Genomic DNA, 22,490 nt, shown 5'->3' with positions numbered 1-22,490 from the left:
ATAGATTTTCAGATCCCAAACAGTCTGTCTAATATTATTGCTGCAGCAGACCTGACAGAAAGATGATTATAGTCTGTGCAGCCCTTAACCGGTTCAAGCAAATAATCGGCGGCGCTGATAAATTCTTCAGTGAGTCCCCACCCTGTTCCGAATAACAAAAGATATGTCCCGGAATTTTGAAGCATTGTACGAAAATTATCAATAACCAGTTTCGGTCCAAAATTTTTAGACGACGTAACAACTACTTTCGGAAAAAGCTCACACCGATCATATATATCTCCCACAACTTCATTCAAAGAAGACTTTATATTTACCAACTCAAGAGCTTTGCGCCTGAGGGGGTTATACTCGGCCCCGGCTCCTTCGGTCCAATGTGAGGTTATCTTCTTGACGAGCCGTTGCTGATCCATCAGGGGAGTTACAATATAGAATGCTTTAACACCGTAAGTTTTAGCCGCCCGTGACATATCATGAATATCAAGATTTGTTACAGCCGATGTAATTATATCGCCATTACGATTAACTACCGGATAATGCATCAGTGCCATGTAAAGATTGGCTGCGTATAATTTTCTCAATATCAAGACACCATTTTTTCAGAATATCTATCTCCCCGGAATCCAATCTTTTCTTTTCAAGCAGGTCCGGTCTTTTCAAAAAAGTTCTAATCAGAGATGATTCAAGCCTCCACTTATCAATAGCCCTATGGTTACCCGACAAAAGCACTTCAGGAACATCAATTTCCTCAAAACTTCTTGGCCTGGTATAGTGCGCATGCTCCAGCAAGGTGTCTGAAAATGAATCTTTTTCCGCTGATTCAGCTCCTCCCAACGTATCAGGAAGCAATCTGGTCACTGCATCCATGATGATCATAGCCGGAAGCTCACCTCCGGTCAGAACATAATCACCAATAGAGATTTCAAAATCTATTAAGGTGTCGCAAATACGCTCATCAACGCCTTCATAACGACCGCACACCAGGATAAGATCATTTAATGATGCCAGAGCATAGGCCAGATTCTGATCAAACCTTCGCCCCTGTGGTGTAAGGAGGATTGTTTGCGAAGCAGGATTTCTTATTTTTGCGGATCTTATTGCTGCGGCCATAGGTTCGGTTTTCATAAGCATTCCGCACCCGCCGCCGAAAGGCCTGTCATCAGTCGACTTATGCCTGTCCATGGCAAAATCCCTGATATTGACTGTATGAGCAGATATCCTCTTTTTTTCTATGGCCCTTCTTACTATTCCGTGGGACCAGAACAGATCAAACATTTCCGGAAAGATTGTAAGAACAGCAAAATTCATATACCGACAACCGTCACAGCCCTTCCGGGAGATCTACGATCATTTTCTTATGTTCTAAATTAATCTTTAATACCACCGACTCAAGTGCTGGAATCAGCAGCTCGCTCTTCTCAAGATTATCGGAATTCTTCACAACATAAACATCATTACTCCCTGTAGTCATTATTGATTCGACTATTCCAAGAAACTCCCCTTTTAATGTAAAAACTGAAAGCCCAATAATATCAAACCAATAATATTCATTTTCATCAATCTCAGGGAGCTTAAATTTTTCCGTAAAAACCTTTGCCCCTGTCAGGGGCAAAGCAAGAGCCCGACTATAAATCCCATTAAGTGATAAAAGGATAATGTTTTTGTGAGGCTTAACCGATTCTATTACAAAATTCTTTTCAAATCCTTCAGAATCAATAAGCAGAATTGAACTCCCTGCTTTAAATGTAGAAATGGATTCTGCATATGAGTAGACCTTGACGTTCCCTCTTACACCATGAACGCCAACAATCTTGCCGATTAAAAGAAAACCCTCTTTCCCCACCAAATTATTCCATGATCTCAAGCACCGTTCGTTTTCTCACCTTGGCAGAAGCAGCGCTTAAAATAGTCCGCATGGCTCTTGCAGTCCGCCCTTGCTTCCCGATAACCTTGCCCAGATCTTCCTTGGCAACTTTAAGTTCCAAAACTGAAGTCTGGTTCCCCTCTACCTCCGAGACCTCTACCTGATCAGGATTATCAACAAGTGCCTGAGCAATATATTTTACCAGCTCTTTCATAGATCCATCTCCTTTGTTAGGCTGTTCAAGAATGAAGGGTTGAACTTTTGCCGATTATGTAATTATCACACATCCGCAGCAAAAAAATCTTGTTTCTTTAAAAGGCTTCTTACTGTATCTGTAGGAATAGCACCGTTATCCATCCAGTATCTGACTCTGTCGGCTTGAAGAATAACTGCACCTGGGTCTTGTAATGGATTATATGTCCCTACCGATTCCAAAAATTTACCATCTCTTGGAGATTCGGAATCTGCAACAACTATTCGATAAAAAGGCCTTTTCTTTGCGCCATATCTTGCCAATCTAATTTTTACTGACATTAATTCTCCTTAGGGAACTGGAAAAAAATAATATACCTATATCGTGCAGAACTTTTGTTCGTCTTCAAGGCGCGATAGAAGGTGCATAGTGAGCTATGTGCCTGTTATCACAACATAGAAGACGGGCAAAAGGGCAAGCAGGATGGGTATATTATTTCTTGGAAGTTCCCTTAAACCTGCAGCATACCCCTGCCTAATCCATGCATGCCGCCCTGATTAAATTTTTTAAGCATCTTCATCATCTGAGCATAATTTTTAAGCAGCTTATTTACATTCTGTACACTCGTACCACTTCCTTTTGCAATCCTTTTTCTGCGGCTGCCATTAATAATAGTATGTTTTTGCCGCTCCATGGGTGTCATGGAACTGATAATGGCTTCAATCCTGGCCAGCTCCTTTTCATCCACTTTAAGATTTTTCAGATGCTTGCTCTTACCTATCCCCGGTATCATCTTTATAAGATCATCAAGCGCGCCCATCTTGCGGACCTGAACCATTTGGTCACGAAAATCATCTAATGTAAAACTGCTCTTTCTTAGTTTTTTTTCAAGTTCAGCGGCTTTTTTTGCATCTACTGTCGATTGTGCTTTTTCAATAAAGGTAAGGATATCTCCCATTCCAAGAATTCTCGAAGACATCCTGTCGGGATGAAAAGGCTCAATATCACCTAACTTTTCCCCGACGCCAATGAATTTGATCGGCTTGCCTGTTACCGCCTTAATGGAAAGAGCAGCTCCGCCTCGGGCATCGCCATCCATTTTAGTCAAAATAATACCGCCGATATCAAGCGCCTTATCAAATGATTCGGCAATATTGACAGCATCCTGACCTGTCATTGCATCTGCCACAAGCAGAATATCCGTAGGACAAACCCCCTCTTTTATTTGAGAAAGTTCACCCATCAACTTCTCATCAATATGCAGCCGTCCTGCTGTATCAAGAATAAGGGTATCATATCCCTCCTGCAGGGCAGAGGCTCTAGCATCCATACAAATCTGCACAGGATCCATATCCGCACTTGAAGGAAAAACAGGGACAGAGAGCTGTTTTCCAAGCTTTTTCAGCTGATCAATTGCAGCCGGCCTGTAAACATCAGCAGGCACCAGATAAGGTTTTTTTTCTTCTTTCCTTAATAAAACAGAAAGCTTGCCTGCGGTAGTTGTTTTGCCCGATCCTTGAAGCCCGACAAGCATAATTGAAACAGGTTTTTGTCCGGCAAGATTCAAGCCCACGCAGGTGGCCCCCATAAGTTCCGTAAGCTCATCACTAACTATTTTTATAATCTGCTGGCCAGGTGTAAGACTTGATAACACCTCCTGACCAAGGGAACGCTCTTTTATAGCCGAAATGAACTTCTTTGCAACCCTGTAATGAACATCAGCTTCCAGTAATGCCATCCTGACTTCTTTAAGACCGACTTCAATATTTTTCTCAGTTAATTTACCATGCCCTTTTAGCTTTTTAAATACTGAGTTTAGCCTGTCACTTAAATTATCAAACATAAACGGATCCGAATCAAAGATGGATTAATACACATAAAATAAATAAAATTAATATTAAAAGCAAAAAGTGTCAAGCTAAATCATAGCTGTTTTCCCATAAGCATTCCCTATATATAAAAAATAATTCTTGAAATATTGACTTTTCATCATAAAGCCTTCAAAAAGTCAATCTAATTAAAAAATCTCTAAAACTCCGATATAAGGATTTAAGCAAAGATAATAATATAAAATACTAATTATATCAATATGTTAATTAAGTAAACTTGATAGCCACACAGTCATACAAACACCTCTATTTATGCAATTACGCGCCTGTACGCGCTTTAAAACCCCTCGTAACGTAGGCGTTGAAGGCTACCTCTTTATTTAAAAATCCTTATATCGGAGTTTTAGAAAAATCTACATTTAGGGCTTAAGAGATTCATTTCTAACTTGACATACATGGTGTTTTTATACCATATTAAATAAATTAAACGTATAGTTTTTACACACAATATAGATTTTCAGATAATTAATTTCAAACGAAAACTCTTGCAAAAAAGGCCCGAAATTTCAACCGAACACTTATATTTTTTTTAAAAGGAGCAATTAAATGAGTGTAGAGATAGTATCCCCAATGCCAGGAACCATAATAGAAGTTTTGGTAAAAACCGGAGACAAAGTAAATGCTGATGATGAGTTGATAATACTTGAATCCATGAAGATGGAAAATCCGATCTGTGCTTCGTCAGACGGCACAGTTACCGAGGTCAAAGTAGAAGAACAGGATAAGGTGCAAGTTAATCAGGTACTGGCGATAATAGATTAATACTTTAACCTAAAACAAAAAGGGGTCGGCTCGATGTTTGACTGTCAGTGGTCGAACATGGATTTGACCCCTTTTTCATTTATAATCCTGTTGAGGATAGATTGACGTTTTTCGAGCTCCGCGTGGCTTTTAAAATCTATGGTTAATTTATAGATCTTTCCTTCAAAATTTTTAGGGGGAACAAGTTTTATACCATTTCCGAGTCTTAATACTTTGATAAGCTTTTTAAAATTTTTCTCATAATCTGTTATGACGGGAAACCGTCTCTGCTTTAAGTAAGATCTTATTTCTGCGGTTTTTTTTGCCCGATCCGGGTCTTTACTGTTAATTATTTTATTTAACCCGTTCTCCTGCAGCACTTCCAAAATTGAGCTATCATCACGCAAAGCAATTTCTTTAGTTAAACTAATTATCTCCTTCTGTTTATTCAGGCTTGTTTTAAGTTCATCAAAAAGATCGGCAAAAGCTACTCCGGCATGGTTATCCAAAGCCCCAAGTTCGAGAGCTATTGTAAGGGAAAGGGTCTTATTGAGTACATATTCCTGTAAAGAAGAAGATAGATTATAAAGGTCTTTAAGTTTTTTAATAATAGACTGATTTCCCGGCAGACACAGTCCGGATGCAATCTTTGCCGCTGCAGTATCATCTTCAATATATTTACCGAGCAGATGAACCGCCCGTGCTTGCTCTATCAAATCCAAGGGCCTTTGGAGAGCGTTCTCAGCAACAGCAATTTTAATCGATGTTAAATCAGTTACTTCCGAAGATAAAACACGCGCCTTGATATGAACAAGCCCGAGCAATTTACATGCTTTTATCCGCCTGAAACCGCTAACAACTATTAATTTTACACCTTTTTCTTTAAGTATGGGGAGGGTAATCAACCCTATTTCCTGAATAGATGCAGCCAGGGGATCAATTTCAGTTCTGGTTGTAATACAGAAAGTCTTATCTTCTGAATCAATACACGCAAGCTCTATGTTTTTTTCTTTAAAGTGCATAGATGAGTATTTAACGCCCATTCACGGTTATCAGTTCCCGGTTTACCGTTTTTTTTCTGTTTCAACCAGCCGTGACCGCTATTTATTCTGTCAACTGCTTTAACGCCTCCATATATTTGCTGCGCGTATTCTGAATAACTTTGCCGGGCAGGTTTGGAGCAGGCGGTGTTTTATTCCAATTGATTGAAATCAGATAATCCCTGATGTATTGTTTATCATAACTATCCTGCGGGCCTCCGGGATGGTAAGATCCCTTGGGCCAAAATCTGGATGAATCGGGGGTAAGCACTTCATCTATTAAAATAACCTCATTATCATAAAGGCCGAATTCAAACTTGGTATCGGCAATAATAATTCCTTTCTCATCAGCAAGCTCAACTCCCTTTTTATATATTGCAATACTGAGTTCTTTGACTCTTGCTGCAAGATTTGGCCCAACCATCTTGGCTGCTGATTCATAATCTATATTAATGTCATGCGCCCCTTGCTCCTCTTTTGTAGAAGGAGTAAAAATAATTTCCGGGAGTTTATCCGACTCTTTAAGCCCTTTAGGCAGCTCTATACCGCAAATACTTCCGGATACCTGATATGACTTCCACCCTGAGCCTGAAATATATCCCCTTACAACGCATTCGATAGGAAGGGGTTTCGCTTTTTTAACAAGCATGCTTCTTCCGTCCAGGAAATCAGCATACGGTTTACATATATCAGGATAATCTTTTATGTTACTTGAAATAAGATGATTTTGTACAATCGGCTCCATAACTTCAAACCAGAACAGGGAGATTGCTGTAAGAATTTTTCCTTTTTCAGGAACAGGATCCGGCATTATAACATCAAACGCAGAGATTCGATCGGTTGCTACTATCAAAAGTCTGTCTCCAAGGTCATAGATATCTCTTACCTTCCCCCTTTTCGCCAGTTCCAGCTCAGTAAAATCAGTCTCAAATAAAGATTGTCCCATTACACCTTATCCCTTTCCCTCGTGCCTGTTAAAATAATCGATAAATAACTTTAAAATCTGAAAAGCTGTTTCATCAACATCATAAAACTCAATTCCGGTTTTATATTTTCCATTCTCGCAATCGGCTGAATAAATAACATTACCCTTGATATCAACCACATCGTCTTCCAGGCCTATTGCCAGCAATATTGCCTGCTTTAAATCAACAGGAATATGGGTTTCCAAAAGAATTCCCGATTCTGAAACATTCAATGTTCTGCCAATGCTCTGCTTTACAATTTTATCATTTTCATCAAGTGCAAAATATGTCAGATTGATTGAGTCTATTCTTATATGTCTTCTGTTGTCTTTAGTCATCATATTCCCACTTTTTCATTCTTATTAATTAAACAGCTCTTGTTCTTATCACAGGCCAATCTTGTGGTAACGGCAATACAATTTCCCGTATGTTCAATAATTTTTTTAAAAATTAATGGAGTACCATTATATTCTTTTTGCAACTTACCTGGATCAATCGGCATAACCTCAATATCTTTTGATCCGAAAACAGAAGCTGCACCAGGCTCATGCCCTATCGAATGGAACGGAATATTACCAACAAAATCTCCCTCGCTTAGATTGGCAAGCTTAACATAACCTCCCGGTGTATTGCGAGCAACAAAGGCTTGGCCGTATGTTATCGTGAAAAGCCTTGCATCTCTCCCACCCTGCACGAAGAATGGGTCTTTGCCTTTGATGAAATCATAAAAATCCTTATTAGGCATTCCAGGCCCGATATACAAATTGGTAACCTGATCCAGTCTGTTTTCAAGGCTCGTTACAATATTCCTGAACTCATTAGACATGCAGGAGTATTCATTGGACAAACGTTGTAAATCGAGTACGCCCAGTTGAACATTACCAACAGCAACAACAGTAGCATTACGTATATCCCTTCGCACTAACAATGAAGTTAACCTGCCGATAAAACCACCCTTGCCGATCTTTAAAATTACCTCCGGGCCTTGTTTTGTTTTTCTAATTATATCCACTACACCGCTCAATATAACCCACATCCAGTTACCGAATTTATTCTCTTCAACAATTCTATCACCATCAAGAAATTCTTCTTCGTCCACCACATACATATAATCGATAAGCGGACCCTTAATCAAAGGTTTGCCAGGCTGGCTATCGGGAATAAATTTCTTGACATCAGAAACAGGGCCAAGTCTTATAATTTTTCCATCATCCAGCATCCTCAATCCGTCCAGGATCATTTTCATCCTGCTCTGGTTGATCTTCTTCTCAATATCTAAATCCATAAGGGTAAATTCAAATATACCTTCAGTCCATCCAAACAGCGAATAAACAGCTTCGGCCCCTGTGTTTGAACCGTTTGAGGCATCTACAAGATCACCATTTTTAAAGTATATGAAACCGGGCTTTTTAGCATATCTGCTGGTAATGCGCAGAATACCATTACTTGCATTTGTACCAAGAACCTGTATCAATTCAGCAAGATTTAAAAACTGAAGTTCGCCGGAAAAAACAATGCTGTTTTTCATACCTGTTATTTATTCAGCCCACTTTAATTGTTTCTGTAAAAATTCCAGTGTTAATTTCATGCATCCCTGTAAAGTTTCTCCAACACCATCACCAGTGATTGCACTTGCGGAAAAGGAAGGCACCTTAAGCTGCCTGTTCAGATCCCTTTCCATCATTTCCAGAGACATCAATGGAAGCCCTTCTTCAGCAAGATCTCTTTTATTATACTGCATAACAAGAGGTATTTTTAAAATATTTATACCATATTCCTTTAAATTCTTCTGCAGATCCTGCAATGAGAGCATATTTTTTTCACGCCTGACCTTAAACGAATCAGCGACAAATATTATGCCGTCAACACCTCGTAAAACCAGCTTTCTGGTTGAAGAATAGCGTACCTGACCAGGGACGGTATATAATTGCGCTCTAATTTCACAACCCCTAATTTTACCAAGGCCCATGGGAAGAAAATCGAAAAAAAGGGTACGATCACCCTCTGTATTAATGGAAACCATTTCGCCGGTTATCTGTTTCTGATAAGTCCTGAAAATTGATTCAAGATTTGTTGTCTTTCCACACCTACCAGGGCCGTAATATACAATTTTACACTCTATTTCTCGTTTCTTCAAATTAAAAATAGCCATATTTTCCAGCTCCAAGGCAATAAGAGGATTTTTTTAACAAACTCATAAAAATATTTTGCAAGCTACTTCAAGCAAAAATGCAACATTTATCTTATAACAGTTACTATTTTACATACTTAAAATTTTTATATCCAGACAATAATCTCCTCTCTTTGGCCCTGATTTTATCTCTGTCTTGGATGAAACAAGACCGGAACCGTTAAACATTGCTATAGGAGAGTAATATTGAACATCTTCAAGCTTATGGTCTATGGAAAGGCTGTCGACCCATTCCTTCTCCTTGCTTGAAATTATCAAACTAATCATATTGCCGGATTGAAAGCTGACATCATATTCTACAATTGATCCCTTTCGAGGCCCGGAATCAAAAATAATCCCGATTGAACTGATATCCAGCACATTAGCAGGATCATCCTTCTCCTGAAGTTGGTTAGACCCCTTATCCTCACCGCGTATTTCAGGAAGAGTGATATTCACCTCCTTTTTATCAATCATATCCTGCAGGAATAACCGTATCTTTTTTAACTCTGCGGAATTAAAAGAATCACTGGTCAGCCATTTTTGGAATTGAGCCACAGCAGCATCCAGTGAAGATAAAGCTACATGGCATCTAAGAATATTCTTTGCAGCCACTACCCGGACAGTATCATGTCTTAACAATTCGAAAAAATCTTTTAATGCCCGTTCAAACTGACCGAATTTCGCCAACGCTATAGCTCCCTCAAGCTTTGCAGCCTCTTCATGTTCCTCACTTGAAAAAGAGAATAATTGTTTTATAAGATTCTGCGCCTTTATAGATATTTCATGGTTTGCTCCGGTTCCGTCTAATGACTTAATCTTCTGTCCCAATGCTGAAATTTTTTGTAAAATTACACTTAACAGATTATCGCTGTTTTCAAGTTGTTTACTTTTTTGAAATAATCCTGCTGCATCTTCATACTTTCCCTTAGCTTCAACATACAACCCCTGAGAACTATAAATATCCGCTTCCTGTATTAGTCCCTTAATCTGTTTTGCAATATTCATATTTGATACCACCAATTGTTAGTATTAGCACAAGCATCGGTAATTAATACCTTTTAAATTAAATAGCTAGCCCGGAAAATTAATATAAAATTTAATTTATAGCTTTTTTTTATCAATTTTGTCAATCTTTGAAAGGTACTGACGCGATAGACGTTAAAATTTTGGATCTGGTTAAACCGAAATTTTCGAACAAAAGATATGCAAATATCATACCTGATGACACCTCAAAATAGCATGGTTAATTTTTTTCAATAAGGACCAGTAATTGTTCGCCAGGTGCAAACACGCAAATCTGCTCCTAAGGATATTCCAATACATTTGATCATGGGATAAAATGTTGCGGCATGCTTTTTGTCTTGACAATGAAAAGATCCTTGGAATATATATAAAAGTTAATATTATAATAATAACATTAAGAAAGGAGAACGTTGTGGACAAAAAAGTGACCGTTGTGGGAGCCGGTAATGTTGGAGGCATGGCTGCGCAGCACTTGGCTATGAAAGGGATATGTGATGTAGTCTTGGTAGATATTCTCGATGGTATTCCCCAGGGAAAGGCTTTAGACTTGGCAGAAGCATCGCCGATAGAAAAATATGACGTTAATTTAACAGGTTCCAACGATTATGAACCATCTGAAGGATCAGATATAGTTATAATTACAGCAGGCGTGCCACGCAAACCAAACATGAGCCGTGATGATTTATTGGGAATAAATGCCAAGATCATGAAAGATATAACAGGAAAAGTGGCGAAACTTTCACCCGAAGCAATAATTCTCGTTCTCAGCAATCCCCTTGATGCCATGTGCCATGTTGCTTTTGATACAACCGGATTCCCGAAAAACAGGGTTATAGGGATGGCCGGTGTTTTGGATTCCGCAAGATTCAGGACATTTATATCCTGGGAGCTTGGTGTCTCGGTGGAAAGTACACAAGCGCTGGTTTTAGGCGGACATGGCGATACCATGGTTCCCCTGCCGCGATACACTACTGTCGCAGGCATACCGATCACAGAACTGCTTCCGGAGGACCGTATTGAAGCTCTGATAGAAAGAACAAGAAATGGTGGAGCGGAAATTGTAGGTCTTTTTAAGACCGGAAGCGCATTTTATGCTCCTTCATCGGCTGTGCTCGAAATGGCTGAATCGATTCTTCTGGACAAGAAAAAAATCCTGCCATGCGCTGCTTATCTTGAAGGTGAGTATGGCAAGAATGGTCTTTTTATAGGGGTTCCGGTAAAACTTGGAGCAAACGGCATTGAGGAGATCATCGAGCTTAATCTGGCAGACAAGGAAATGGCGGAACTGGACAAATCAGCCGATGCCGTCACAGAACTGGTTGAAGCATTAAAAAAACTGGTATAATCAATCCTGAATTAATCTTTTTTTAACCTCTTTTGCAACACTTTTACTCATTCCGGGCAGCGCGCTTATCTCGTCAAGTGCGGCTGTCCGGATTTTTTCAATACCCTTAAAATGAGTTAAAAGAATTCTTTTCCTCTTTTCGCCAACTCCCGGAATATCATCAAGCTCCGAATGAATAAATGACTTGCTGCGCCGCCGGCGATGAAATGATATGGCAAAACGGTGGGCCTCATCTCTTATTCTTTGCAGGAATAGAAGTGTATCTCCTCTTTTTCCCATGTTAACAGGATTAATTCGTCCGTACTTATATATCTTGTCTTTGGTTTCCCCTTTTTTGTCATCTCTTTTTGCTATTCCGATTATTTCAAATTTTCCAGAAAGGTTCAGCTCTTTAATAACTGATACCGCAATATTCAGTTGGCCCTTGCCTCCGTCAATAACAAGAAGATCAGGATAAGCTTCTGTTTTTCCGGCATTCCCGTAGCGCCTGATTAAGGTTTCCAACATACAGGCATAATCATCCTGAGCATGGGCGGTTTTTATTTTGAATTTTTTGTATGAGGACTTATCGGGCTGACCGTTTTTAAAGACCACCATTGCAGAAACCGCATCTTTACCTGAAATATGAGAATTATCAAAACATTCTATCCAAAACGGGATCCTGTCTATTTTCAGCTCATATTTCAGCCTTGCAAGCATATCTTCTCTAACCGCATCAGAAGCTGCTATCTCCCTTAACCTGTTCCCTGCATTCTTTACCGCCATATTAACAAGCTGCAATTTTTCACCCCTTTGAGGCCTGAGTACCCGGACTTTTTTACCTTTGATTCTGCCTAAGAAATCTTCCAGCAAAGATAAATTATCCGACATCGAAGAGACCAGTATCTCTTTTGGAATATAAGGGGTATTCTCGTAATTCTGCCTGATAAAATCCTCTATAATTTCCGCATCAATTGAAAAAGTTTCACCAAAACCAAAATGCCGGCTGCCAAGCAGAAATCCTCCACGCACGGTCAGCAATGTAATCATGGCATTCCCATGCATTCGTGCCACTGCCAGCACATCCCTGTCCTTCAAATCGGTTGTCACGGCAACCTGCTTTTCAAGGGTTTTTTCAAGAGCAAACATCTTGTCCCTCAACTGGGCAGCCCTTTCAAAATCCTTATGTTCAGCCGCAGACTTCATCCGGTTCTTTATATCCTGAAGCAGCTCAGTAGTTCTGCCCTTTAAAAACATAATAACTTCATTGACTATTTCATCATACTCAGACTTGGCTACATCGAGACAGCAGGGCGCCAGGCACGCTCCGATCTGGTGGTTAAGACATGGGCGGGACCGGCTTTTAAATGACCCGCCTTTGCATTTTCTCAGCTTGAATGTTTTATTGATAACCTTGAGAGTCTGCCGCACAGCAAGAGCCGAAGAAAAGGGCCCAAAATATTTTGCGCCGTCTTTGGTAATTTTTCGGACTATAGCAAGATTAGGATAATCGCTGTTAAGGTCGATGCGCAGGGACGGATACCTTTTCCCGTCCTTTAAAATAACATTATACTTGGGCTTATATTTCTTTATCAGGTTAGATTCGAGAATCAGGGCTTCTTTTTCAGTTGCGGTGATAATGGTATCAAATCCGGCAATCTTTTTTACAAGAACACCGGTTTTCATGTCAGTATGCACCGGTTTGGAAAAGTATGAATAGAGGCGTTTTTTTAAATTTGCAGCCTTACCCACATAGATAATCTTTCCGGCATCATCCTTCATCAAGTATACACCAGGTTCGGAGGAAGTCATTAACAGCTTGTCGTGTAGATTTTTTGACATTAATTGATTCAGTTAATTTTAATTAAAAATGATAAAAAACAGGTTAAAATAAGGCAATAGTTTTTTTTCAAGCCTTTTTTCAGTAATTGCTGTAAAGGCAACTCAACCTTAGAGTAACAATTTACTGTTCAGATTGCAAAGCTATTGAGGTTTCCCTTAGACCAGTTGCCTGTTGTGTCATACTTGAATCGTGTTTTCATGGATATCCTCTCATAATACAGCAAAAATTTTGCAATCTGAATACTATTTTTTTAGAGGTTATCATAAAAAATAAAGGTTAGAGAAAAATTAGCAATTGATTTAATTTTTGTTTGTTTTTCTCACTACCTTGTTCATTTTGGATTTTAGTCATGAAATCAGCACTGTTACACTTAGTCCAAAAGGCGTATTATAATACTCCGACGACCGATTTGGAGAAGGGGATCAGCAGAGCATCTGTGAAGCATATCATTTGTACAGGAAAAATGATTGAAAATTATCCTGATAACAAACCTTTCCCAAGTGGATTATTCTACGGAATATGGCAAAATCAGCCATTGCATGCAGTTATTGTCTATGATCTTACCGAGCAAAAAATATTCTTAATCACAGCTTATTGGCCGGATGAAGAACACTTTGAAACAGACTTAAAAACCAGGAGGAGGTAATGAGTTCAACCAAAAATATTTGTCCACTTTGTGGAGGGCTTAAAAAACAGGGAACCGCAACATTTACGGTAGATATGGAAGATACTCTGATGGTGATCAGAAAGGTACCAGCAACACTTTGTTCGTTATGTGGGAACGAATGGCTTTCTGACGAAGTAGCTGCAAACGTTGAAAGTATAATGGAAGAAACTAAGAATATACATCGTCAAGTGGAAGTGACCAAATATCGCAAAGTGACATGAAATAGCCGAACAAAAAAAAGCCTTTGAAGGCTGCGAACGTGTAATATTTCATATTGATGAGGCAATAAGCTGGGAGTCTGTTCGTAATCTTCAACGGATGTCTTCTCTTATTTTAATCATTAAAAATATATGCACTCAGGGCCAGGCACAACATGAAATAATAGCTAAGGCGGGCTAAACGCCCGCAACCCAACTCATTGTATTTACTATATATCTGTCACCACATACAAAATTTGTAGCTAATTTTTCATTAATAATTTTCTTGTTTTTTATGACAGAAGTTCAGGAGTAAGGTACTAATATTCAAGAAATTGAAAATATTCTTGAAGAAGTTCTTCTTGAATATCACAATTAGCTGTATTTACAATCAAATCAGCTCACAGGTCAAATCGATGGATGTTTCCCAAATCGAAGTTTTTGAGCCATTAGCTTTTAAAATCAAATAGATAGTTCCTTGAGACAATAGCTAACGGCTAAATGCTAACAGCTTTTCAAAAATTTTCGTTGCTTGAATAATGTTTAACTATCCGAAATAGTATCTGTTTTTAGTTTTCGCTCAGGCATTACTTAAAATTTTTTTAAAACCTATGGCCGAAAATATGATTATCCCCGGAAATTACAATTCATGAAGGCTATTTTTTCAGGTCGTATTTTTTAATCAAAGCATATAAGAGTGATCGTGAAATTCCTATCTGCCTTGCGGTTCCGGATTTATTCCAGTTATTGGAAATAAGCGCCCTTTCTATTATTTTTTTTTCGATCCCGTCTTTTGATTCTTTAAGGACATTAACTTTATTATTGCCCGCTGATTCTATCTCATCCAATTCCAGGCCGCTTGTCAAGTAATCAGGCAGATCAGCAATTTTGATCTCTTTCTTGTCGCTTACTTGAACTGATCTTTCCAGGACATTTTGTAATTCCCGCACATTTCCGGGCCAGGACCATTGCGAAAGAATTTTCAGCACAGATGGAGTGAGTCGTCTGAGATTAAAACCATATTCATCATATAATCCTTCCAGAAAATATTTTGTAAGGATTTTGATATCATCAATTCTTTCACGCAAAGGTGTAATATCAAGATTAAAAACATTCAGGCGGTAATAAAGATCGCTTCTGAACAATCCTTCTTTAACCATTTGAGTTAAAGATTTGTTCGTAGCAGATATAATCCGAAAATCAAGATTGATAATTTTGTTGCCGCCTATTCTTTCTATTTCGCGATTCTGTAAAACAGATAGTAATTTTGGCTGCATAGCCAGACTCAATGATGAAATTTCATCCAGAAAGATAGTTCCATGATGTGCCAATTCGAATTTTCCTATCCTTGGGCCCTTCCCGGCGCCTGTAAAAGCTCCGGGTTCGTATCCAAACAGCTCACTTTCCAGGAGATCAGGCGGAATAGCGCCACAGTTGACTCTGATAAACGGATGATCTTTCCTGGGGCTGGCCAGATGGATCGCATGGGCAAAAAGTTCTTTGCCGGTTCCGGTTTCACCTGTAATCAGTACGGATGACTTACCTTGCGCATAATTTTCAGCAAGTTTTTTGCTCATTAATATTTTATTATTATTCCCTATAATATTTTTAAAGGTGTATTTAGCAGACCTTAATTTGCTTAGTTCCGGATTATAGGGTGTCAGCCGATTTTTCAACAAATCGTATTTGGATATGAGCGCTTCAAGTTCCCTGGCATCATTGAAAACCGTAATTGAAATTGCGCCTATTATTTCATTATTTATCTTGAGCGGAATACGATGAATCATTGCCTGACATCCGTTTGCAGTCTTATAAGGAAGACCGATGCTGGGAATACCTTTTTTTAATACTTGCTTCAATTCTTTATAATAAGGCATGATTGAAGAATGTTTTTTGATAACATCGAAATTTTTCATCCCCGAAATATCTTCATTAACCCTGTTTCTGCATATAATCGAACCGTTTTTATCAAAAATTGTTATTCCCAGATAAGGATTGCTTATTAAGGCATCCATAATAACAGCCTTTTCATCATTTTCCATGTTATGATTACTCCTTCTGAAAATTGATATAGCAAATTTATTATAAAATGTATATAGGTTTTACATGTAAAAAAATAATACATATATATCAACTATTATTTCAAAGTGTTATTGATATGTCATGCATGGGTGTAGCCAATTCTTACGTTAACTAAAAAAAACAGGCTTAAAGGCTGTTAGATAAAATATCTGTAAATACAATACGTTATTCCATTGCAAATTACTATACAAAAATGGTATACAATTTGCTACATATTTATTCAGATGTTGCCGGATGCTCCGCTTAGGAGCACGGAAAAAAATAAATACTAAAAGGAGAATCTGTTAAATGGATCAATTACAGGAAATCAGTGAAAAAAAAGAAAAATGGTATGAAGCCAATGTTACGAATTCGAGATTCAAACCAAGGGATGTCAAAAGTTCATGGGGAGAAGAGCTTGATGTTGTTTACACGCCGGATAATCTGGCCGGAATAGATTATCTCAATGACATTGGTCTTCCAGGTGAATTTCCTTTTGTCAGAGGCGTTCAGCCAACCATGTACCGTGGGCGTTTATGGACCATGAGGCAATACGCGGGAATCGGCAATCCGGAAGAAACAAACGTTCTATACAAGGAACTGCTGTCAAAAGGACAAACCGGTCTCAGCGTTGCTTTTGATTTGCCAAGTCAGATCGGTTATGATTCGGATGACCCAACGGTGGAAGAGGAAGTGGGACGTGTGGGGGTAGCGGTTGATTCGCTGAAAGATATTGAAATAATTTTTGAAGGAATTCCTTTAGATAAAATTACGACTTCGTTCACAGTCAATCCGACCTCTGCCGTTATTCTGGCCATGTACGTTGCCCTGGCTCAAAAAAGAAACATCAGTCTTGATAAAATAGGGGGAACCCTGCAAAATGATATTTTAAAAGAATATCTTGCAAGAGGGACCTATATCTATCCTCCGACTCCTTCCATGAGACTTATCGGTGATATTATTGAATATTGCCGTACTGAAGTCCCCAAAATGAACACTATCAGCATATGTGGTTATCATATGCGTGAAGCCGGATGCAGCATGGTTCAGGAAGTGGCCTACTGTTTATCGGATGCAATTGCTTATGTGGAAGAGGTCTTAAAAAGAGGTATTGATGTTGATGAATTTGCTCCGCGCCTGAGCTTTCTGATGTGCAGCGGCATGAGAATGTTTGAAGAAGTTGCCAAATTTCGGGCCATGAGAAAGCTTTGGGCCAAAATAATGAAAAACAGGTTTAATGCCAAAAACCCCAAATCAATGAAACTGCGGATGTTTACAGGGTGTTCGGCTTCTTCTTTTACAGATAAAGAACCATTGAATAATATAGCCAGGGGAGCTATTATGAGTCTTGTGGCGTCTCTTTCCGGATGTCAGGCAATTCATTGTACTGCTTATGATGAAGCTTATGCCATTCCGACCGAGCAGTCCCAGCGAATTGCCCTCAGAACCCAGCAGATCATCGGTTATGAAACAGATATTGCTGCTGTGGCTGATCCCATGGGAGGTTCTTATTTTCTTGAAGCCATGACAGATAAAATTGAAAAAGAAGTCGAAAAAGAGATGGCCAAGATCGAAGAATACGGTGGTATGGTAAAAGGTATCAGCGACGGATCCATTCCAAGAGATATAGCGCGCCAGTCCTACGAAGAAGCCAAAAAGATTGAATCAGGTGAAAGTGTACTGGTTGGTGTGAATAAATTTGTCTCTGACGAAGACGAAGCCGATATAGACATTACACTGGCGGATACGACTATTAGAGATCGTCAAGTAGTACGTTTAGAAGAGACAAAAAAGAACAGGAACAATAAGCAGGTGGAAATGCTGTTAGATGAAATCAAGCGTGTTGCCGAAACATCAGGCAATCTTATGGGGCCTATACTTTTGGCTGTGCACGAATATGCCACATTGGGAGAAATTTGCGGGGCTTTAAGAGACGTGTTCGGTGAATATCAGGAAATTTTTTAATTGAAGTAATTTTTTGAATGTTAAATTATCGCAAATTTTTAATTATAACCAATGAGCAGGAGGAGTAAAAAAATTGCAGAATAATATTGCACCTTTAAGAGTTTTATTAGGAAAACCGGGTTTGGACGGACATGATAAAGGTATTAAAATCGTTGCTTCTTTGTTGCGCGATTCTGGTGTCGAAATTATTTATACAGGTCTGAGAAGAAGCATTGACCAAATTGTCAAAGCGGCTGTTCAGGAAGATGTGGACATAATAGCTTTGAGTGTATTATCCGGTGTTCATCTTGAGTTGAGTAGAAAATTGATGGATAAACTTAAAATGGAGGGCATTGGTGATATCCCTGTTACCATAGGGGGCGTTATCCCGCGCCAGGATATCCCGAAATTACTGGAACTCGGGATAACCAAGGTTTTCCCTGTTGGTTCTTCCCTGGAAAGTATTGCTACTTTTTTTACTGAAAGGCCTTGGCTGAAAGAAGTAAAAAAAGCTTCATAAGCAACAGGCACAAAACAGATATAGATTGTCAGATAATAACCTGATTTTAAAATTTGGTACAAGATATAGTAGGGGTTCAAAATCTTGAACCCCTACTCCGACGACCGATAACGCAGTGAAATTATTTATGTGACAATCTATAGCTACACTCTGCCCGATGTTTAGGTTAACACCTAAGGCCTCGCTGAAAAATAAATTCACATAATTTGCACTTAGATTTAACCTAAAAATGCGATGTAAAAATGTAAAATTATTTTTAAGTGAGACTTAAACCTGAGCCCTTGCATGCCCGTTTATAAAAAAACGACCAAATCAACAATTAATATCCTGGGAATTCGGGAAAAATTGAATGCCGATAGCTTCATGAATATGAAAAATATTGGTGACACCATGCAAATGTCTTTTAATTTTTATAAAAAGAATGTATAGGATATATCAATATCATCAATTTAAAAAAAATATAGATATATAGATTGTCAGATAATAACCTGATTTTAAAATTTGGTACAAGATATAGTAGGGGTTCAAAATCTTGAACCCCTCCGACGACCGATAACGCAGTGAAATTATTTATGTGGCAATCTATATAACTCTTTATAAGTCATCTTTATAAGTCAAAGGAGCAACCAATGGAAGTGGAAGTTTACAAGCCTAAGAATAATATCAGAATTGTTACTGCTACGTCATTATTTGACGGCCATGATGCGTCAATCAATATTATGCGGAGGATTCTCCAGAACACCGGCGCGGAGGTTATTCATCTTGGACATAACCGTTCCGTTGAAGAGTTTGTTGATGCAGCCATTGAAGAAGATGTGCAGGGCATGGCTCTTTCCAGTTATCAGGGCGGCCATATGGAATTTTTTAAATATATGGTGGATATGTTAAAAAAAAAAGGCGCTTCCCATATCAAGATTTTTGGCGGGGGGGGGGGTGTAATAGTCCCTGATGAAATCAAGGAACTGGAAGAATATGGTGTTACCAAAATATATTCCCCGGAAGACGGCGCTAAAATGGGACTCCAGGGAATTATTAACCATATGGTTAAAGCCATGGATTATTCTACTGTTGAAGATGATAATATTGATATTTCGAATTTATCAACAGAAAATAAACCGCTGATTGCAAAACTTATAACTGCTGTCGTCCAGGCCAAGGCCTGTGGTAACGGACAGTTAGATAAGCTTAAAGTAGCGCTTTCAAAACATCCAGGTGGTCACAAAACGGCTGTAATCGGTATTACCGGCACAGGCGGTGCTGGAAAATCATCCCTGACCGATGAACTTGTGCAGCGAATCCTGCATGATTTTAAAAACATAAAGATTGCCATCATAAGCTCAGATCCGTCAAGACGCAAAACCGGGGGAGCTCTTTTGGGCGACCGTATTCGCATGAATGCCATTGAAACGCCCAGTGTTTATATGCGCAGTCTTGCCACAAGAGGCTCACGTTCAGAAGTTGCCGGAGCTTTGCCGGAAGCCATTGAAGTTGCTAAATCCGCTGGCTTTGATCTCGTTATAGCTGAAACGGCTGGAATAGGACAGGGCGATTCAAGTATTTCGGAAATGGTGGATCTTTCCATTTATGTGATGACGAGCGAATTCGGCGCTCCATCGCAACTGGAAAAAATAGACATGCTTGATTATGCCGACCTGGTTGTAGTGAACAAATTTGAAAAACGGGGTAGTGAAGATGCGTTGAGGGATGTAAGAAAACAGGTTCAGCGTAATCTGGAAGCATGGGATAAACAACTTGAAGATATGCCGGTTTTCGGAACAATCGCATCCAAGTTCAATGACGACGGCGTAACAGCCATGTATTATGCCGTTCTCGAATTTTTTGAGAAAAAAACAGGCATTAAACTGCGCTCAAAACTTCCCCGACCCGACAAAAAAATATCCTCGTCCAAAACAATCATTATTCCGTCTGAGCGATCGAGATATCTCACTGAAATTTCTGATACTGTCAGGAATTATCATAAGCAAACGGAAAAACAGTCAGATGCGGTTCGCAAGGCTTGGCACCTGCGCGAAACCATAAATGTTTTGGAAGATAGCGGCAAGGACGATGATGCTGCAAATCTGTTATCCCGGCTCAAGGAGGAGCTATCTGAGGCAAAAAAACATCTGGACAAAGAGACTGAGGAACTTCTGGATGAATGGGAAACAATTAAGGCTGCTTACAGCAAGGATGAACTGGTTTATACTGTCCGTGATCGCGAGATAAGGATTCCACTTTACACTGAATCACTTTCACACCTTAAGATTCCAAAAATCGTTCTGCCGGATTTTAAAGATCCGGGTGAAATATACAGGTGGATGAGAAGAGAGAATCTGCCCGGCTACTTTCCTTATACAGCCGGTGTCTTCCCGATGAAACGTGTCGGAGAGGATCCGACCCGCATGTTTGCCGGCGAAGGCGATCCCTTTAAAACCAATGCCAGATTCAGGCTGTTATCCGCCAATTATGAAGCCAAACGACTCTCCACTGCTTTTGATTCCGTTACCCTGTATGGTTACAATCCTGACCGCCGGCTGGATATTTACGGTAAAATAGGCAACTCCGGTGTCAGTGTTTGTACCCTGGATGATGTCAAAGTGCTTTATAGCGGATTTGATCTCTGCGCACCAAACACCTCTGTATCCATGACAATCAACGGACCTGCGCCTATAATGCTGGCCATGTTCATGAACACCGCCATTGATCTGGAGGTGGACAAGTATAAAAATGAGAAGGGGATGGATCCCTCCCAGGAGGAATATGAGAATATCCGCGCCATGGCCTTGTCGAATGTACGCGGAACTGTCCAGGCTGATATCCTCAAAGAGGATCAGGGCCAGAACACCTGCATATTTTCGATAGAATTTGCCTTAAAGATGATGGGCGATATCCAGCAATTTTTTATTGACAACAATGTCAGAAATTTTTATTCGGTTTCTATTTCCGGTTATCATATCGCCGAAGCAGGGGCAAATCCTATTTCACAGGTCGCCTTTACATTGTCCAATGGCTTTACATATCTTGAGTATTATCTGTCACGCGGCATGCCGGTTGACACTTTTGCGCCGAGTTTGTCATATTTCTTCTCAAACGGCATGGACCCGGAATATACTGTAATCGGTCGGGTTGCCCGGCGGATCTGGTCGATCGCTTTACGTGAAAAATATGGAGCATCAGCCCTTTCCCAGAAGCTGAAGTATCATGTTCAGACATCCGGCAGATCCCTGCACAGCCAGGATATACAGTTTAATGATATTCGGACTACTCTCCAGGCTCTGTGCGCGATTTACGATAACTGTAACAGCCTGCACACCAATTCCTATGATGAGGCGATCACGACTCCCAGTCGCGAATCTGTGCGGCGTGCGCTGGCTATCCAGCTTATAATTAACCGTGAATGGGGGCTTGCCAAAAACGAGAATATGAACCAGGGCAGTTTCGTAGTAGAGGAATTGACAGCTCTGGTGGAAGAGGCGATTCTCTCCGAATTTGACAGGATTACAGAACGCGGGGGTGTTCTGGGTGCCATGGAAACCGGCTACCAGCGCAGCAAAATCCAGGAAGAATCGATGTATTATGAAGGATTAAAGCATACCGGAGAGTTTCCGATTGTAGGGGTGAATATGTTCCAGGATACTGAAACCAACCTGGAAGAAGGCGCAGCAGAGCTTGAACTTGCAAGAGCCACAGATGATGAAAAGGAGTCCCAGTTGAAGCGTCTTGCAGATTTTCACAAACTGCATGAAAAAGAGGCACCCGAGGCCTTGTTAAGTTTACAGAGGGTTGCCCTGGAAGACGGTAATATTTTTGCAGAGCTTATGGATACTGTCCGTGTATGCTCCCTTGGTCAGATAACTGAAGCTTTGTATGGAGTGGGCGGACAATATCGAAGGAATATGTAGGTGTTTAAAGACCGAAAAAAACAATTTATAACCTTCCGAGGTATAATTTAAAAAAAGTTTAGATATATGGCATCCTTCATTTGTCGTTGACACTTTTGAAACAACAATGGCACACAGATAGGTTTATTTGTTAAAAAAAGTGTAAAA

The 22,490-nt window shown here is 39.7% G+C and carries 21 protein-coding genes; 7 read left to right on the top strand and 14 right to left on the bottom strand.

Going from position 1 to position 22,490, the window contains the following annotated elements; all coding sequences use genetic code 11:
* Positions 1-8: 8 nt before the first annotated feature.
* The 6 genes from BuS5_RS15635 to ffh all read right to left on the bottom strand — a co-directional run bounded on the left by BuS5_RS15635 (position 9) and on the right by ffh (position 3,897).
* Complete coding sequence (locus BuS5_RS15635) at positions 9-548, bottom strand: RNA methyltransferase (RefSeq protein ID WP_035264653.1); 540 nt, start codon at positions 546-548, stop codon at positions 9-11.
* Positions 520-1,305, bottom strand: a complete 786-nt coding sequence (trmD, locus tag BuS5_RS15630) for a tRNA (guanosine(37)-N1)-methyltransferase TrmD (protein ID WP_027353296.1) — start codon at positions 1,303-1,305, stop codon at positions 520-522. The genes BuS5_RS15635 and trmD overlap by 29 nt, the downstream gene beginning before the upstream one ends.
* 13 nt (positions 1,306-1,318) lie before the next feature.
* Entirely contained in the window at positions 1,319-1,840 is a 522-nt protein-coding gene (gene rimM / locus BuS5_RS15625) for a ribosome maturation factor RimM (protein ID WP_035264677.1), read from the bottom strand.
* 4 nt (positions 1,841-1,844) lie between these two features.
* Positions 1,845-2,075: a KH domain-containing protein gene (locus BuS5_RS15620; RefSeq protein WP_027353298.1), complete on the bottom strand. Its 231-nt coding sequence runs from the start codon at positions 2,073-2,075 to the stop codon at positions 1,845-1,847.
* 65 nt (positions 2,076-2,140) lie between these two features.
* Entirely contained in the window at positions 2,141-2,395 is a 255-nt protein-coding gene (rpsP, locus tag BuS5_RS15615; protein WP_027353299.1) for a 30S ribosomal protein S16, read from the bottom strand.
* Between the two features lie 170 nt (positions 2,396-2,565).
* Complete coding sequence (ffh, locus tag BuS5_RS15610; protein ID WP_027353300.1) at positions 2,566-3,897, bottom strand: signal recognition particle protein; 1,332 nt, start codon at positions 3,895-3,897, stop codon at positions 2,566-2,568.
* 592 nt (positions 3,898-4,489) lie between these two features.
* On the opposite strand from ffh, the gene BuS5_RS15605 reads away from it, so the two are divergent.
* A complete protein-coding gene (locus tag BuS5_RS15605) occupies positions 4,490-4,705 on the top strand; it encodes an acetyl-CoA carboxylase biotin carboxyl carrier protein subunit (RefSeq protein ID WP_027353301.1) in 216 nt (71 codons plus the stop codon).
* Positions 4,706-4,749: 44 nt separating this feature from the next.
* Here the strand turns inward: BuS5_RS15605 and BuS5_RS15600 are convergent, their stop codons facing one another.
* From BuS5_RS15600 to BuS5_RS15575, 6 genes are all read right to left on the bottom strand, one after another.
* A complete protein-coding gene (locus BuS5_RS15600) occupies positions 4,750-5,706 on the bottom strand; it encodes a ParB/RepB/Spo0J family partition protein (RefSeq protein WP_274427799.1) in 957 nt (318 codons plus the stop codon).
* Positions 5,707-5,788: 82 nt separating this feature from the next.
* Positions 5,789-6,670 carry a phosphoribosylaminoimidazolesuccinocarboxamide synthase gene (locus tag BuS5_RS15595; protein WP_027353303.1) on the bottom strand — a complete coding sequence of 294 codons (882 nt, stop codon included), beginning with the start codon at positions 6,668-6,670 and terminating at the stop codon, positions 5,789-5,791.
* A gap of 6 nt (positions 6,671-6,676) precedes the next feature.
* A complete protein-coding gene (locus BuS5_RS15590; protein ID WP_084445697.1) occupies positions 6,677-7,030 on the bottom strand; it encodes a PilZ domain-containing protein in 354 nt (117 codons plus the stop codon).
* Positions 7,027-8,217, bottom strand: a complete 1,191-nt coding sequence (locus tag BuS5_RS15585; RefSeq protein WP_027353305.1) for a DUF4388 domain-containing protein — start codon at positions 8,215-8,217, stop codon at positions 7,027-7,029. Before BuS5_RS15585 ends, BuS5_RS15590 begins: the two co-directional genes overlap by 4 nt.
* Positions 8,218-8,226: 9 nt before the next feature.
* Complete coding sequence (locus tag BuS5_RS15580) at positions 8,227-8,841, bottom strand: GTP-binding protein (RefSeq protein ID WP_027353306.1); 615 nt, start codon at positions 8,839-8,841, stop codon at positions 8,227-8,229.
* Between the two features lie 108 nt (positions 8,842-8,949).
* The gene (locus BuS5_RS15575; protein WP_027353307.1) at positions 8,950-9,867 is read right to left on the bottom strand and encodes a tetratricopeptide repeat protein; all 918 of its coding nucleotides are present in this window, start codon (positions 9,865-9,867) and stop codon (positions 8,950-8,952) included.
* A gap of 430 nt (positions 9,868-10,297) precedes the next feature.
* Between BuS5_RS15575 and mdh the strand changes: the two genes are divergently transcribed.
* On the top strand, positions 10,298-11,230 hold the full coding sequence (mdh, locus tag BuS5_RS15570; RefSeq protein WP_027353308.1) for a malate dehydrogenase: 933 nt from the start codon (positions 10,298-10,300) through the stop codon (positions 11,228-11,230).
* Here the strand turns inward: mdh and uvrC are convergent, their stop codons facing one another.
* Positions 11,231-13,051 carry an excinuclease ABC subunit UvrC gene (uvrC, locus tag BuS5_RS15565; RefSeq protein WP_027353309.1) on the bottom strand — a complete coding sequence of 607 codons (1,821 nt, stop codon included), beginning with the start codon at positions 13,049-13,051 and terminating at the stop codon, positions 11,231-11,233.
* 350 nt (positions 13,052-13,401) lie between these two features.
* Here uvrC and BuS5_RS15560 point away from each other — a divergent pair, with 350 nt between their 5' ends.
* Together BuS5_RS15560 and BuS5_RS15555 are read left to right on the top strand one after the other, a co-directional pair.
* Entirely contained in the window at positions 13,402-13,698 is a 297-nt protein-coding gene (locus BuS5_RS15560; RefSeq protein ID WP_084445700.1) for a DUF4258 domain-containing protein, read from the top strand.
* Complete coding sequence (locus tag BuS5_RS15555; protein ID WP_027353310.1) at positions 13,698-13,940, top strand: type II toxin-antitoxin system MqsA family antitoxin; 243 nt, start codon at positions 13,698-13,700, stop codon at positions 13,938-13,940. Before BuS5_RS15560 ends, BuS5_RS15555 begins: the two co-directional genes overlap by 1 nt.
* Before the next feature lie 632 nt (positions 13,941-14,572).
* Here the strand turns inward: BuS5_RS15555 and BuS5_RS15550 are convergent.
* Positions 14,573-15,958 carry a sigma-54 interaction domain-containing protein gene (locus tag BuS5_RS15550; protein WP_027353311.1) on the bottom strand — a complete coding sequence of 462 codons (1,386 nt, stop codon included), beginning with the start codon at positions 15,956-15,958 and terminating at the stop codon, positions 14,573-14,575.
* 328 nt (positions 15,959-16,286) lie between these two features.
* Here BuS5_RS15550 and BuS5_RS15545 point away from each other — a divergent pair, with 328 nt between their 5' ends.
* The 3 genes from BuS5_RS15545 (at position 16,287) to icmF (ending at position 22,343) form a co-directional block, all read left to right on the top strand.
* Positions 16,287-17,942, top strand: coding sequence for an acyl-CoA mutase large subunit family protein (locus BuS5_RS15545; protein WP_027353312.1), 1,656 nt, complete (start codon positions 16,287-16,289; stop codon positions 17,940-17,942).
* 73 nt (positions 17,943-18,015) lie between these two features.
* The gene (locus BuS5_RS15540) at positions 18,016-18,441 is read left to right on the top strand and encodes a cobalamin B12-binding domain-containing protein (protein ID WP_027353313.1); all 426 of its coding nucleotides are present in this window, start codon (positions 18,016-18,018) and stop codon (positions 18,439-18,441) included.
* Between the two features lie 629 nt (positions 18,442-19,070).
* Positions 19,071-22,343, top strand: a complete 3,273-nt coding sequence (gene icmF / locus BuS5_RS15535) for a fused isobutyryl-CoA mutase/GTPase IcmF (RefSeq protein ID WP_027353314.1) — start codon at positions 19,071-19,073, stop codon at positions 22,341-22,343.
* Positions 22,344-22,490 lie beyond the last annotated feature (147 nt).

The organism is Desulfosarcina sp. BuS5 (assembly GCF_028752835.1).
Taxonomy (GTDB): Bacteria; Desulfobacterota; Desulfobacteria; order Desulfobacterales; family BuS5; genus BuS5.
The sequence above is the reverse complement of the archived record's forward strand: the minus strand, read 5'-3'. Positions and strand labels throughout refer to the sequence as shown.

Bases quoted from the DNA above. Each gene is read 5' to 3' on its own strand.
- BuS5_RS15560 (WP_084445700.1), top strand. From the start codon at position 13,402: ATGAAATCAGCACTGTTACACTTAGTCCAAAAGGCGTATTATAATACT.
- BuS5_RS15545 (WP_027353312.1), top strand. From the start codon at position 16,287: ATGGATCAATTACAGGAAATCAGTGAAAAAAAAGAAAAATGGTATGAA.
- BuS5_RS15555 (WP_027353310.1), top strand. From the start codon at position 13,698: ATGAGTTCAACCAAAAATATTTGTCCACTTTGTGGAGGGCTTAAAAAA.
- BuS5_RS15590 (WP_084445697.1), bottom strand. From the start codon at position 7,030: ATGATGACTAAAGACAACAGAAGACATATAAGAATAGACTCAATCAAT.
- BuS5_RS15575 (WP_027353307.1), bottom strand. From the start codon at position 9,867: ATGAATATTGCAAAACAGATTAAGGGACTAATACAGGAAGCGGATATT.
- trmD (WP_027353296.1), bottom strand. From the start codon at position 1,305: ATGAATTTTGCTGTTCTTACAATCTTTCCGGAAATGTTTGATCTGTTC.
- BuS5_RS15620 (WP_027353298.1), bottom strand. From the start codon at position 2,075: ATGAAAGAGCTGGTAAAATATATTGCTCAGGCACTTGTTGATAATCCT.
- BuS5_RS15605 (WP_027353301.1), top strand. From the start codon at position 4,490: ATGAGTGTAGAGATAGTATCCCCAATGCCAGGAACCATAATAGAAGTT.
- BuS5_RS15580 (WP_027353306.1), bottom strand. From the start codon at position 8,841: ATGGCTATTTTTAATTTGAAGAAACGAGAAATAGAGTGTAAAATTGTA.
- BuS5_RS15600 (WP_274427799.1), bottom strand. From the start codon at position 5,706: ATGCACTTTAAAGAAAAAAACATAGAGCTTGCGTGTATTGATTCAGAA.
- BuS5_RS15595 (WP_027353303.1), bottom strand. From the start codon at position 6,670: ATGGGACAATCTTTATTTGAGACTGATTTTACTGAGCTGGAACTGGCG.
- uvrC (WP_027353309.1), bottom strand. From the start codon at position 13,051: ATGTCAAAAAATCTACACGACAAGCTGTTAATGACTTCCTCCGAACCT.
- BuS5_RS15635 (WP_035264653.1), bottom strand. From the start codon at position 548: ATGGCACTGATGCATTATCCGGTAGTTAATCGTAATGGCGATATAATT.
- BuS5_RS15550 (WP_027353311.1), bottom strand. From the start codon at position 15,958: ATGGAAAATGATGAAAAGGCTGTTATTATGGATGCCTTAATAAGCAAT.
- ffh (WP_027353300.1), bottom strand. From the start codon at position 3,897: ATGTTTGATAATTTAAGTGACAGGCTAAACTCAGTATTTAAAAAGCTA.
- BuS5_RS15585 (WP_027353305.1), bottom strand. From the start codon at position 8,217: ATGAAAAACAGCATTGTTTTTTCCGGCGAACTTCAGTTTTTAAATCTT.
- rpsP (WP_027353299.1), bottom strand. From the start codon at position 2,395: ATGTCAGTAAAAATTAGATTGGCAAGATATGGCGCAAAGAAAAGGCCT.
- icmF (WP_027353314.1), top strand. From the start codon at position 19,071: ATGGAAGTGGAAGTTTACAAGCCTAAGAATAATATCAGAATTGTTACT.